This is a genomic window from Alphaproteobacteria bacterium HT1-32 (genome assembly GCA_009649675.1).
Classification (GTDB): Bacteria; Pseudomonadota; Alphaproteobacteria; order Rhodospirillales; family HT1-32; genus HT1-32.
Genome location: WJPL01000001.1, coordinates 2,099,135 through 2,111,701, shown reverse-complemented (window position 1 = coordinate 2,111,701; position 12,567 = coordinate 2,099,135). Strand labels below are relative to the sequence as shown.

Below are 12,567 nucleotides of genomic sequence, written 5' to 3'. Positions count from 1 at the left end.
TGTCTGCTGCGGAGTCTAGCCTAACGTTTCACCGGACGCATCAGGAATGCGGGCATGTGATCCCCGAGGCCCACCGGTGCATCGTCATTATCGTCAGACGACTTCTTCTTTGCCGGTGCACGGCGGGGTTTCGCAGGCTTCTTTTCCTCAGTCGCCGGCTTCGCAGCCTTTTCCGCAGTATCCTGCGTTTCGGGCTTATCCGTACCACTGTCATCTGATTTCGAAGCCGCTTTGCGGCGACGAGGAGCGCGCTTTGGCTTTTCCTGCGTTTCGCTGTCTGGTGCGGCTTCCGTTTTGACGTCAGCCTTTTCCTGCGACCTGGCCGGAGCCTTTGCGGCCGGTTTCCGGCGTCCGCGACCACGTCCCCGGCCACCTTCTTCCGGATCACCCAGTTCGGAGCTTGCAACACCCGTTGCCTCAATCCGCGGGATCGGCTTGCCCATCAGTTTCTCGACAGATGCTACCGCACGGGCATCATCCGGCGTGGCCAGCGTGAAGGCCCGGCCTTCCATTCCTGCACGGCCGGTCCGGCCAATGCGGTGAATGTAATCTTCGGCGTTGATCGGAACGTCGAAATTGAAGACATGGCTAAGCGCAGAGATATCGAGGCCGCGTGCTGCAACATCAGAACAGACCAGCAGTCTGATCTCGTTGTTCTTGAAGCGTGCCAGCGTATCCATACGGGCTGGCTGCGACATATCGCCATGCAGCGCCCCGACATCATAACCATGACGTTTCAGGGAAGATTCCAGCGCCGCGATGTCACGTTTCCGGTTACAGAAAATCAGCGCATTCTTGACGGATTCCTGTTCCAGCAGGGCACGCAACGCCTCACGCTTCAGCTTGTCTTCCGTGATGATCAGTCCCTGTGTCACCGTCTCCGCCGCACTGGCAGGCGGTGCAACCGAGATTTCTTTCGGATTCATCAGGAACTTGTCAGCCAGCTTCTTGATGTCCGGTGCCATGGTGGCAGAGAAAAACAGGGTCTGGCGGATTTTCGGTATCAGCGACACGATACGCTCGACATCAGGGATGAACCCCATGTCCAGCATCCGGTCAGCTTCATCAATCACCAGAATCTTGATGTCTGACAACAGCAGGCTGCCGCGTTCAAACTGATCCAGCAGACGGCCCGGTGTCGCGATAAGCACATCAGCACCACGGTCGATAACACGCTGCTGTTCATCGAAGCTTACGCCGCCGATAAGCAGAGCCTTGTTCAGATTGTGATTCTTACCGTACTTGTCGAAATTTTCAGCGACCTGCTGGGCAATTTCACGGGTTGGGGTAATGATCAGCGAGCGTGGCATACGGGCACGGGCCCGGCCTGTCGCAAGAATTTCGATCATGGGCAGGGTAAAGGAAGCTGTTTTCCCCGTGCCGGTTTGTGCGCACCCCAATACGTCGCGCCCCATCAGAACTACCGGAATTGCCTGTGCCTGGATCGGCGTTGGCTCGGTGTAGCCCGCATCGCGGACTGCGTTCAGGAGGTCGTCGCTGAGGCCGAGATCTTCAAAAGCCATGCATGTCTCTCGGCTGATGCGTGAGGCAGACCCTCACGCTGAATGTGGCGGACTATATGGTGTTGTGCGATCAAGTCAACTATCGCGACAGGTCTGGAATGGAGCGTAAGGTCGCGATAGGCTAGCCTGCAACGTCAGGGGGATAATCATGCTATTGCAGCGCGACGAGTCTGTATTGCTCGTAATTGATGTTCAGGAGCGGCTGTTACCGGCGATGAATGATCCCCGGATGGTGGTCGAACACAGCGGTATGCTGCTGCAGGCTGCCACTGAACTGGCCATCCCGATCATGGTATCAGAGCAATATCCGAAGGGACTGGGACTGACGGTCTCGCCGCTTCGGGATCTGGCGGCAGGCGGCCATATTTTCGAGAAAATGGCCTTCTCCTGTGCTGACGAAGCCGACATCATCAAGCATCTGAGAAGCCTTGGCCGGCGGCAATTGGTGCTCTGTGGCATAGAGGCCCATGTCTGCGTCCTGCAAACCGCCCTTGGTCTCCGGCGGGAAGGCTATGATGTCTTCGTTGCCGAGGATGCAATTTCCTCACGGGCACCGGAAAACATGGCTGCCGGGCGGCGACGGATGGCCGCAAACAATATCGAGATGGTGAGCACGGAGATGGTGATCTTCGAATGGCTGCAGGTGGCTGGCACACCAGAATTCAAAACCTTGTCAAAGTTGATCAAATGAGCCAGCGCGAACGACTTCTTCTTCTGCCGGGATTGCTGTGCGATCCGATTCTCTGGACCCATCAGTCCGAACATCTGGCCGATCTGGCCGACATCACCATCGCCGACCTGACATCACAGGAAAGCGTGGCCGACATGGCAGCGGATGCCATTGCCGCCATGCCTGACGGTCCGTTCGCTCTGGCCGGCCTGTCCATGGGGGGCTATGTCGCGCAGGAGGTCATGCGGCAGGCCGGAGACCGCGTCACCCGGCTGGCCTTGCTGGACACCTCCTCCCGTCCGGATTCTGAAGAACAGACCCGCCGTCGCAAGGGCCTGATTTCGCTGGCGAAGACCGGCAAGTTCAAAGGGGTAACACCCAAACTGCTGCCGTTGCTGATCCATCCTGACCGGATGGAAGACGATGCGCTGACCGGGGCCATCATGGAAATGTCCGGCAATGTTGGCCGCGATGCGTTCCTGCGCCAGCAGATCGCCATCCTGAACCGGCCAGACAGCCGCCCGGATCTCGCGAAAATCACCTGCCCTACCCTGATTCTCTGCGGTCGGCAGGACGCCCTGACAACACTGGAAATGCATGAGGAAATGGCCGCCGGTGTAACCGGCTCAAAGCTGGTCGTGGTCGAGGACAGCGGACATATGTCGACCATGGAGCAGCCACATGCGGTCACCGCCGTCATGCGGTACTGGCTGCAAAGCTGAAGACTTCACGATGACATCTCCGGAGAGACTGAAATGACAGAGAATGTGACCGGCGATCTGGGCGCCATTATCGAACGGCTGGACGCAACCGGACGGCTTATCCGTGTCTCGTCAGAGGTTGATCCGAATCTGGAACTGGCGGGCATTGCCGCAAAATTTGAAGGCGGGCCGGCGGCGGTTCTGTTTGAGAAAGTCAAAGGTCATGACTATCCGGTTTTCACCGGTCTCTACTGGTCGCGGGAACTGCTGGCCGACCTGATGGGACAGGAAGCCCTGAAACTGCCGCAGCATGTTTCCGGCTGTATCCGGAAATGGCAGGGGGATCCGGTCGTGCCGGAGGTCGTGAAGGACGGCCCCGTGCTGGAGGTCACTGAAAACGATGTCGATCTTGACCGCATCCCGTTGCCTGTACATGCCGCGAAGGATGGCGGTCCCTATTTCGACGCAGGTGTCGTGATCTGCCGTGACCCGGACACCGGAGTCCGCAATGCCTCCATTCAGCGTTTCATGCAGGTCGACAAGCAGACCCTGACTGTGAACATCGATTCAGGACGGCATCTTGAGCTCTATCTCAACAAGGCAAAGGCACGGGGCGAGAACCTGACCATCACCATCAATTGCGGTGTTGGCCCCGGCCTGCATTTTGCCGCCGCCACACCTTCGGAGGCCGCGCCGCCAGACACGGATGAACTGGGCATCGCCTCGGAGTTTCAGGGTAGTCCCCTGCAACTTGTCCCCGGCACGATTTCCGGCACCGAAATGGTCGCCAATGCCATGTGGGCGCTGGAATGCGAGATGGTCCCGGATGAGACCGGCGAGGAAGGTCCGTTTGCGGAAGTGACCGGTTATTACGCCAGACGCGCCCCCCGTGCCGTCGCCCATGTAAAGGCCATCCACCGGCGTGCCAGCCCGGTATTCCAGACCATCCTCAGCGGTGTCGAAGTCTGGAACTCTGTCGGATTGCTGGGCGAAGCCAACGTGCTGGCGACCCTGCAAAAGCAGGTGCCGGGCGTTCTCGATGTCTATTTCACCCATGGCGGCTGCGGGTTTTATCACTGCGTCGTCCAGATGACCCAGAAACGGACGGGCTGGTCAAAACAGGCCATCCTCGCCACCTTCGCCGCCTTCCCGCCGCTGAAGATGGTCACTGTGGTGGATGAGGATGTCGATATCCGTAATCCGATGGATGTGGAATGGGCCATGGCGACCCGCCTTGACCCGGCAAAAGGTATCATCACCATCGACAATATCTTCGGCCACGGCCTGAACCCGACCTTCCCGGATTATCTCGGCTCGAAAGTCGGTTTTGACTGCACCCGCCCGCATCCGCACAGCTACGAATTCGACCGGGCGAGTTATGCGGAAGTTGATCTGGACCGGCACCAGATCGTGATGCCGGAGAAAAGGTAATTCAGGCTCAAAAGAACAGTTTCAGCGGTCAGGGACATCCTGTGGATCGCGTAAGCTTTCTGAAAGCACTGAGTTTTTCTTTGTCCGGATAAAGGATTTCATGTGCCTTGTACATTGCAGCAGCACTCATGCATTCGTCAGCCATGAGCAGCGTGCTGCCTGGCTCGGCCTGAAACAGATTTTTCAGCCTGAGATTCTCTGCGGCCGCTTCCCGAAATTTGCCAGAATCAAACGGAACTTCCCCACTATCCATGTCCTGCAGAAGCTTCTGTGTTTCAAATAATTGCCTGTGGTGGAAAGCAACCCTGCCCTGCTCGACCATCATTAATGCCATCAGGAAGCCCGAGGTGTTTCTGACAGAACCGAAGTAATACACCGGCGCCGGGAATTCCTTGCCATCCTCGGTCCAGTAATAAGCAAGCCGTCCCGGTAAGGCCGCAGTCGATTTTCGTTCCTTGGAAGGGGGATCGTAAACAACCTTTTTTATAAGGCCGGTATGATTCCAGTCCGCATCAGGCAGTTTCCCGACCATGTCGATACCCGCCTTCATGTAGCGGAAAAATTTATCGCTGTTCCGGAATTTATAGGTCGTCCCGACAAGCGTGACACCCTTATAAACAATTGTCTTTCCGGCGGGCGGATATACCTGCTCCTCAGCGATGGAAACCTGAATGGTACCGGCGATTAAGAACGCCGACAAAACCAGATGGCAGACCTTCATTCAACGCCTCCTTTACACAACAAAAACACGTTACTTACCGGACTACACAATTAATAAGATGATAAATCAACCTTCACTCTGGGCATCAGGTCAGAAATCAGAAGACTGCCCCGGCGTAAAACTTCATCATTAATGAGACCTTTTCCCGCTTACTTCAATAAAACTGAAGGAAGTCACAAACATTGGGGAAAACAAGGGTTTGGTAGGGCCAAAAAATGTCTGAACTGGCCCATTTGGGGTAGCGTTTTATAGGATTCTGGCGCTATCTATTCGCCCGGCCAGCCACTATGTCATGGCCATCGGGATAAATTTTCAGACCGGCATGCGCCCCCGGTTGGCCCAATCGGGACCGGCGCAATGTCTTAACTTCAGGGGCAGGAGGAACGCTCACCATGAAGATGACCACAGAAGAAGCTTTCGTCAAAGTTCTGCAGATGCATGGCATTCAGCATGGCTTTGGTATCATCGGCTCGGCCTTCATGCCGATCTCGGACCTGTTTCCGAAAGCCGGCATCAAGTTCTGGGACGTTGCCCATGAAACCAACGGTGGCCTGATCTGCGATGGCTACACCCGTACAACCGGCAAGGTCGCGATGGCGATTGCCCAGAACGGTCCCGGCATCACCGGATTCGTAACCGCCATCAAGACCGCCTACTGGAACCACACACCGATGTTGCTGGTCACGCCGCAGGCGGCCAACAAGACCATCGGTCAGGGCGGTTTCCAGGAAGTCGAACAGATGGCGCTGTTCCGCGACATGGTCTGCTATCAGGAAGAAGTTCGCGACGCCTCGCGTGTTGCTGAAGTCCTGAACCGCGTCATTGAAAAAGCCATTCGTGGTTCCGCACCGGCGCAAATCAACGTGCCCCGTGACTTCTGGACCCAGGTCATCGATATCGAACTGCCGCAGATCGTTCGTCTTGAGCGCCCTGCCGGTGGTGAAAAGGCTGTCGCCGAGGCAGCCAAGCTGCTTTCCGAAGCCAAGTTCCCGGTCATTCTGTCCGGCGCCGGTGTGGTGCTGGCGAATGCCATTCCGGAAACCAAGGCACTGGCCGAGCGTCTCGACTCGCCGGTCTGCTGTGGCTATCAGCATAATGACAGCTTCCCGGGCAGCCATCCGATGGCTGTCGGTCCGCTCGGCTATAACGGCTCGAAGGCAGCGATGGAACTGATCTCCAAGGCTGATGTCGTGCTGGCTCTCGGCACCCGCCTGAACCCGTTCTCGACCCTGCCCGGCTACGGCATTGATTACTGGCCGAAAGACGCTGCCATCATTCAGGTCGACATGAACTCCGACCGGATTGGCCTCGCCAAGAAAGTCTCTGTCGCCATCTGCGGTGACGCCAAGAAGGTTGCCAGCCAGATCCTTGGCCAGCTTTCCCCGACGGCCGGTGATGCCGGTCGTGATGACCGCAAGGCGCTGGTCCATCAGACCAAGTCTGCCTGGCTCCAGACCCTGTCCTCCATGGATCACGAAGACGACGATCCGGGCACGACCTGGAATGCCGATTCCCGCTCACGCGAGCCGGATCGCATGTCACCCCGCATGGCCTGGCGTGCCATTCAGGCCGCCCTGCCGAAGAATGCGATCATCTCGTCCGATATCGGCAATAACTGCGCCATCGGTAACGCCTACCCGACCTTCGAAGAACCCCGTAAATATCTCGCACCGGGCCTGTTCGGCCCCTGCGGTTACGGATTCCCGTCCATCGTCGGTGCCAAGATCGGCTGCCCGGACGTGCCGGTTGTCGGCTTTGCCGGTGACGGTGCCTTCGGTATCTCGATGAACGAAATGGGTTCGATCGGCCGCGACGACTGGCCAGCCATCACCATGGTCATCTTCCGCAACTACCAGTGGGGTGCGGAAAAGCGCAACACGACGCTGTGGTATTCCAACAACTTCGTCGGAACCGAACTGAACCTGAACCTGTCCTATGCCAAGGTTGCTGAAGGCTGTGGTCTCAAGGGTGTTACCGTGACGACGATGGAAGAAGTCACCGCCGCCCTGAAGACAGCCGTTGACGAGCAGATGAACAAGGGTGTCACCACCTTCATCGAAGTCATCCTCAATCAGGAACTGGGCGAGCCGTTCCGCCGTGACGCCATGAAGGCCCCGGTTGAAGTTGCCGGCATCGACCCGAACGACATGCGCCCGCAGCAGGTCGGCTAACCGCTGACCCTCTGACGGCTGACATCAAAGCCCGCGTCTCCCATATGGAGGCGCGGGCTTTTCTTTAGGTTGGGGAATCAGAGAATACTGACGTTACGACCGGATCCCGTCTTCCGACGGGATGACATGATTATGATATATGCTTCTGTTCGCTCTGATGGTTGCCTCAGCGATTCTCACTATCTGATTTGCTACCGCAGGCTTGGGAGTGTGCTTTGGCTGCTCTAATATGCAGCCGACATGAACGGAGACAACCCGCATGCCTGACTATCTCGACGACCTCTCTGCCTTCCTTGAAAATACCGGCTTTGACGACCTGCCTGCCCCCGTGCTGGAGCGGGCGCGGTTTGTCATTGCCGATTGTGTTGCTGCCATCACCGGCGGGGCCGCGGAACCGGAAATGCAGCGGCTGGTTGCCCGAATGGCCGGAAATGGTGGCGGGTCTTCGACGGTACTGGGGGCGGGTTTGCGGGTTGAGGCTTCCCGGGCTGCTTTTCTGAACGGCACCGCCGGGACTTTTCTGGAAATGGACGAAGGCAATCAGTTCAGCCGCGGCCATCCGGGCATCCATGTGGTGCCGGCGGCGCTGGCGCTTGCCGAGGCAATGGGACGCAATGGCCGCGATGTCCTGCTGGCGGTCATCCTCGGCTATGAAGTCGGAGCGCGGATCGGCATGGCCGCAAAGATACGCCCTTCCATGCATCCTCATGGTACATGGGGAACCACGGGTGCGGCTGTTGCCGTGGCAAAAATGATGCGGGCCGATGCCAGACAGTTCCGGGAAATCATCAATATTTCCTCGTCTCTGGGCCTCACGACCAGTCGCCAAACCATGTTGCAGGGCGGTACGGTACGGAACAGCTTTTCCGGCTTTTCAGGCCAGATCGGGCTGATGTGCTGGGACATGCTGCAATCCGGATTCACAGGAGAACATGACGGCCTGTCATCTGTCTGGGGCAAAGTCATTTCGGAAAGCTTCAATCCCGGTGAAATGACAGAGGAACTGGGTGAGCGCTGGGAAATCACCCGCAATTATTTCAAACGCCATGCCTGCTGCCGGTATAATCACGGGGCACTGGATGCGCTGGCAAAGCTTGGTATGAAACAGCGATTACAGGCGGATGAAATCGCCCGGGTCGATGTCGAGACCTATTCGCTGGCAGTGGAACTGGATGATCAGAATCCGCAAAACACACTGGCCGGAAAATTCTCTGTGCCCTTTGCCATCGCGACCACCATCATTCACGGCTCCTCCGGCGTTGGCAGCTTCACCTGGGAGGCCATTCGCCGTGACGATATTCAGGAACTCGCAGACCGGGTGATCGTCCGTGAGGACAGGAACCTGACAGCCATGATGCCGGATTTCCGGCCGGCAAGGGTCACAATTACCTTTACCGATGGCACGACCGCCACGGCCGAGACAAAAACCAACCGTGGGGACAGTGAAGACCCCTATGATGAGGCGGAACTGACCGAAAAATACTACGAACTGACGTCGCGCCTGCTTACCCCGGATGTTGCCCGGAATCTTCATGACGGCATTATGGATATCGAAAATATCCCTGATATCCGCGACCTGTTGCGCCCGTTATCATGAGTCCGGCTGTCGTCGATGAAGCGCAGGCACCGCTGAGACTAAGGCAGAACCAGATATGAAACTAATTGCCTACCCCACACAGCCAGCGGCCCTGACACCTGAAATCCGGCCCGCGCCATCAAGCCGGGTCTGGATGGATGAACTGCCCGCGGCCTATGGCTATCGCTGTCTGCCGCTGACCATTGCCAATTCCCATGGCTGGGAAATCACCTGCCCGGAAGGGTTCGAAGCCGTGTGGAACGGCAGAACCGGCAAGGATGCCATCACCCTGCGGTTTGACGGTGTCGGCGGAAATTCACATTTTGTCATCAGCCATTTCGGCTCCGGCGTGCTGACCTTTCATACAGGTTATCTGTTCCGGACCGATCCCGGCCTCAATCTCTGGGCCAGCGGCCCGCCAAATGCGCCGAAAGATGCCCTGCAACCACTGACCGGCATGATAGAGACCGACTGGGCACCCTATACCTTCACGATGAACTGGATATTTACCCGGGCCAACCATCCGGTCCGGTTTGAGAAAGGTGACCCCTTCTGCTTTTTCTTTCCCGTCAGTCGCGGGATTGTTGATGCGACCGAGCCGGAAATCCGCAATCTGGAGGATGATCCGGAAGCCCGGAAACAATATGAACACTGGAATCAGTCCCGTCGTGGTTTCCTCGACGAACTGCCTAAAGAAGGCAGCAATGCCCATGCCGAGCGCTGGCAGAAAGGCTATTACCGTGGCCTGCAACCGGATGGCGCAAAAGCCGAAGTCGGCCACCAGACAAAAATTCACGCCCGGCCGTTCCGGCGGACAGAATAGGCAGGACGACCTCTCACGAAACGGGCAGACCCGAATTCTGTTCACAGAACAGATGACGACAGCGGATCAGACCTGTATAGGCTGGCGGGAAATATCCCGCCTAACGCTCCGGAGCCCCCGATATGGACTTTGTCCTGACACTGATCACCGACCCGGCAAAACCCTGCCTGTCACAGGAACTTGTCGACAGGGTGCGTCAGGAACTGACCGGACAGGGCGCAGATGTCGGACCCGCTGACTGGCTGCATCAGAACATCGCCTGCGATATCGGCTTTTCCCGGTTCGCACCCGGCCGGGCGGAAACGACGGCCCGGCAGGCATTACAGCAGGCACCTGTCGACGCCATTGCCCAGTCAGTCTGGGATCGACGGAAAAAGCTTCTGGTCGCAGATATGGATTCCACGATCATTACCGGCGAAACCCTCGACGAACTCGCGGCGCTGGCCGGGGTTGGTGAGGCCATCGCAGAGATCACCCGCCGCGCCATGAACGGCAAACTGGGCTTCGCCGACGCCCTGCGGGAACGGGTATCGATGCTGGACGGCATTGATGCGGGACTGATGGCAGAGACCTACAAGTCGCTGGAACTGATGCCGGGGGCCGCGACCCTGATTGCCACCATGCGACATCACGGTGCCTATACCGCACTGGTTTCCGGCGGTTTCACCTACTTTACCCGCCGGATAAAGGAACGCCTCGGCTTTGACTATCATGAAGCCAATATCCTTGATGTTCAGGATGGCCTGCTGACCGGGCGTGTCATGGAACCGATCCTGTCACCGGACCGCAAGCTGCAGGCCCTGAACCAGATGGCGGTCGCCAGCGGGCTGGACCCGGAACTGACAATGGCCGTCGGCGATGGTGCAAATGACATCAAGATGCTGGCCGCCGCCGGAATTGGCATTGCCTATCGCGCAAAACCGCTGGTCCGTGATACGATCCGCGCCAAGGTTGACCATTCCGACCTGACGGCCCTGCTCTACGTTCAGGGCTATCGTCAGGCCGAGATCATCACATCCGGGCAAAGTTGAATGATGAGCACAGAACCGTCCGAACCGCTGCTGACCATCGAATTGCGCTATCTCATCGGCCTTATCGCCATTGTCGCCGCCCTGTTCACCGGCTCTGTCGTGGAAGCCCATGAAGGTGGCACTGCCGCTGATGGACTGATCGCCGGGCTGGTGCATCCCCTGTTCGGACTGGACCACCTGGTCGCCATGGTCGCCGTTGGTCTATGGGGCGCATTGCTGGGTGCACCCGCGCTCTGGCTGCTGCCGGTGATCTTTCCTGTCATTATGGCAATGGCCGCGCTTACCGGGATGGCTGGCTTGTTCCTGCCCGGCGAAAACATCGGAATTGCCCTGTCTATCCTCATCATCGGCGGCGCCATCGCCCTGGCAAAGCGGGTACCTCACTGGATTGCCGCCATCATTGTCGCAATTTTTGCCGTCATCCATGGCCATGCTCACGGCATGGAACTGCCGGATGCGGCAAACCCCTTTGCCTTTGCCGCCGGATTTGTCCTGACCACCGGGCTGCTGCATCTCTGCGGCATGGGCCTTGGCCTGCTGCTGCTGGCACCGAACGGTCTGCTGGCGGTGCGGAGCATCGGCGGCTTTATCGCCGCCATCGGCATCTATTTCCTCTCCGTGACCGTGTGACGCGGCACAGCCTGATCGCCATCCCTGCCCTGCTGGTACTGGTGCTGCTTCCGGCAACAGCCTCTGCCCATCCGGTTACAGAGGGTCTCGACCCGTTTTCCGCCGGGCTGCTGCATCCCGTCCTCGCTCCGAACCAGATCATGCTGTTGCTGGCGCTTGGCCTGTGGGCCGGTCAGCAGGGCAGGCAGCATCTTCACTGGTCGACGGGCCTGCTGCTGGCAGGGCTATTATCCGGTGGCACCGTTGCCGTGCTGGACGAACAGGCCACCCTGTTTCCCTATCTGCCCTACCTCGTTCTGTCTTCTGCCCTTGCCTTGCTGACGGCGCTGAAACTTCGCCTGCCAGTTATCATCTGCGCCGCAGCCGCCTTACTGGCGGGCGGACTGACCGGACATGAAACTGTCCTCCATGCACGGCTGACAGGTGACGGGACTATCGGAATCGTTGCGGCCAGTCTCGCCATCCTGCTGATTTGCTTCAATACGGGATGGCTGACCACCAGGGCGGGGAAGTTCTGGATGCAGATCGCCCTCCGCATCCTTGCGGGCTGGCTGACCGCCCTGTCCCTGATGATGCTGGGACTTGTGGTACTTCAGACGCCCTGACAGGCCACACGATCCGGCATCTGGTTCAGGATCACAGATTACCGCCCGGCAACCGCTTTCAGGAACAGGCGGATCTTCTCCGGGTTCTTGCGTCCGGGCTTGTCTTCAACACCGGAGGAAACATCGACATCCGTTGCACGGGTTTGCCGGATTGCCGACGCAACATTATCCGCATCAAGCCCGCCAGCCAGCATCCACCGGCCCGGCCAGTCCGCACTGGTCAGCAGCGACCAGTCGAAACTTTCCGCATTACCGCCGGGCAGGGCATCATCGCGCTTCGGTGGTTTCGCATCGAACAGAATCCGGTCTGCCACCGGCAGATAGGCACGGGCAGCCCGGATATCTTCACCGGTCGAGACGCCGCAGGCTTTCATCACCGGCTTACCAAAACGGGACTTCACCTCGGCCACCCGGTCCGGGGTTTCCCTGCCATGCAGCTGGATCATGTCGAGCGGCACCGCATCCAGCGTTTCCTTCAGCAGATCATCTTCTGGGTTCACGAACAGACCGACCCGGATCACCCCCGTTCCGGCCGCCCGGGCAAGGTCAGCCGCCAGCGGCAGCTTCAGACTGCGCGGCGATGGCGGAAAGAAAACAAAACCGACATAGGCCGCACCGCCATCAACCGCCGCGCGGACCGAGGCCACATCATTCAGACCACATATTTTTGTAGTTGTTTCCACGA

At 58.3% G+C, this 12,567-nt stretch carries 12 protein-coding genes; 9 read left to right on the top strand and 3 right to left on the bottom strand.

The window, feature by feature from the left end; translation table 11 throughout:
• Positions 1-20: 20 nt before the first annotated feature.
• Positions 21-1,523: a DEAD/DEAH box helicase gene (locus GH722_10025; GenBank protein ID MRG72111.1), complete on the bottom strand. Its 1,503-nt coding sequence runs from the start codon at positions 1,521-1,523 to the stop codon at positions 21-23.
• A gap of 148 nt (positions 1,524-1,671) precedes the next feature.
• Here GH722_10025 and GH722_10020 point away from each other — a divergent pair, with 148 nt between their 5' ends.
• Genes GH722_10020 through GH722_10010 form a run of 3 tightly spaced genes read left to right on the top strand, consistent with a single transcriptional unit; the run spans position 1,672 to position 4,325 of the window.
• Positions 1,672-2,214, top strand: coding sequence for an isochorismatase family protein (locus GH722_10020; protein ID MRG72110.1), 543 nt, complete (start codon positions 1,672-1,674; stop codon positions 2,212-2,214).
• The gene (locus GH722_10015; protein MRG72109.1) at positions 2,211-2,915 is read left to right on the top strand and encodes an alpha/beta fold hydrolase; all 705 of its coding nucleotides are present in this window, start codon (positions 2,211-2,213) and stop codon (positions 2,913-2,915) included. Before GH722_10020 ends, GH722_10015 begins: the two co-directional genes overlap by 4 nt.
• A gap of 33 nt (positions 2,916-2,948) precedes the next feature.
• Entirely contained in the window at positions 2,949-4,325 is a 1,377-nt protein-coding gene (locus GH722_10010; protein MRG72108.1) for a UbiD family decarboxylase, read from the top strand.
• A gap of 28 nt (positions 4,326-4,353) precedes the next feature.
• Here the strand turns inward: GH722_10010 and GH722_10005 are convergent, their stop codons facing one another.
• Entirely contained in the window at positions 4,354-5,046 is a 693-nt protein-coding gene (locus GH722_10005) for a hypothetical protein (protein MRG72107.1), read from the bottom strand.
• A 392-nt stretch (positions 5,047-5,438) separates the two neighbouring features.
• Between GH722_10005 and xsc the strand changes: the two genes are divergently transcribed.
• The 6 genes from xsc (at position 5,439) to GH722_09975 (ending at position 11,882) form a co-directional block, all read left to right on the top strand.
• Positions 5,439-7,217, top strand: a complete 1,779-nt coding sequence (gene xsc, locus GH722_10000) for a sulfoacetaldehyde acetyltransferase (protein ID MRG72106.1) — start codon at positions 5,439-5,441, stop codon at positions 7,215-7,217.
• 259 nt (positions 7,218-7,476) lie between these two features.
• Positions 7,477-8,814 carry an MmgE/PrpD family protein gene (locus GH722_09995; protein ID MRG72105.1) on the top strand — a complete coding sequence of 446 codons (1,338 nt, stop codon included), beginning with the start codon at positions 7,477-7,479 and terminating at the stop codon, positions 8,812-8,814.
• 55 nt (positions 8,815-8,869) lie between these two features.
• A complete protein-coding gene (locus tag GH722_09990) occupies positions 8,870-9,616 on the top strand; it encodes a hypothetical protein (GenBank protein ID MRG72104.1) in 747 nt (248 codons plus the stop codon).
• Between the two features lie 122 nt (positions 9,617-9,738).
• Positions 9,739-10,647: a phosphoserine phosphatase SerB gene (serB, locus tag GH722_09985; protein MRG72103.1), complete on the top strand. Its 909-nt coding sequence runs from the start codon at positions 9,739-9,741 to the stop codon at positions 10,645-10,647.
• A 3-nt stretch (positions 10,648-10,650) separates the two neighbouring features.
• Positions 10,651-11,277: a Ni/Fe hydrogenase gene (locus GH722_09980; GenBank protein MRG72102.1), complete on the top strand. Its 627-nt coding sequence runs from the start codon at positions 10,651-10,653 to the stop codon at positions 11,275-11,277.
• Positions 11,163-11,882: a hypothetical protein gene (locus GH722_09975; protein MRG72101.1), complete on the top strand. Its 720-nt coding sequence runs from the start codon at positions 11,163-11,165 to the stop codon at positions 11,880-11,882. Before GH722_09980 ends, GH722_09975 begins: the two co-directional genes overlap by 115 nt.
• A 38-nt stretch (positions 11,883-11,920) precedes the next feature.
• On the opposite strand, the gene GH722_09970 is transcribed toward GH722_09975, so the two are convergent.
• Entirely contained in the window at positions 11,921-12,565 is a 645-nt protein-coding gene (locus GH722_09970) for a phosphoribosylanthranilate isomerase (protein ID MRG72100.1), read from the bottom strand.
• Between the last annotated feature and the right edge of the window lie 2 nt (positions 12,566-12,567).

Coding starts and splice junctions, on each gene's coding strand:
- GH722_10025 (MRG72111.1), bottom strand. CDS start 1,523: ATGGCTTTTGAAGATCTCGGCCTCAGCGACGACCTCCTGAACGCAGTC.
- GH722_09980 (MRG72102.1), top strand. CDS start 10,651: ATGAGCACAGAACCGTCCGAACCGCTGCTGACCATCGAATTGCGCTAT.
- xsc (MRG72106.1), top strand. CDS start 5,439: ATGAAGATGACCACAGAAGAAGCTTTCGTCAAAGTTCTGCAGATGCAT.
- GH722_10005 (MRG72107.1), bottom strand. CDS start 5,046: ATGAAGGTCTGCCATCTGGTTTTGTCGGCGTTCTTAATCGCCGGTACC.
- serB (MRG72103.1), top strand. CDS start 9,739: ATGGACTTTGTCCTGACACTGATCACCGACCCGGCAAAACCCTGCCTG.
- GH722_10015 (MRG72109.1), top strand. CDS start 2,211: ATGAGCCAGCGCGAACGACTTCTTCTTCTGCCGGGATTGCTGTGCGAT.
- GH722_10010 (MRG72108.1), top strand. CDS start 2,949: ATGACAGAGAATGTGACCGGCGATCTGGGCGCCATTATCGAACGGCTG.
- GH722_10020 (MRG72110.1), top strand. CDS start 1,672: ATGCTATTGCAGCGCGACGAGTCTGTATTGCTCGTAATTGATGTTCAG.
- GH722_09990 (MRG72104.1), top strand. CDS start 8,870: ATGAAACTAATTGCCTACCCCACACAGCCAGCGGCCCTGACACCTGAA.
- GH722_09995 (MRG72105.1), top strand. CDS start 7,477: ATGCCTGACTATCTCGACGACCTCTCTGCCTTCCTTGAAAATACCGGC.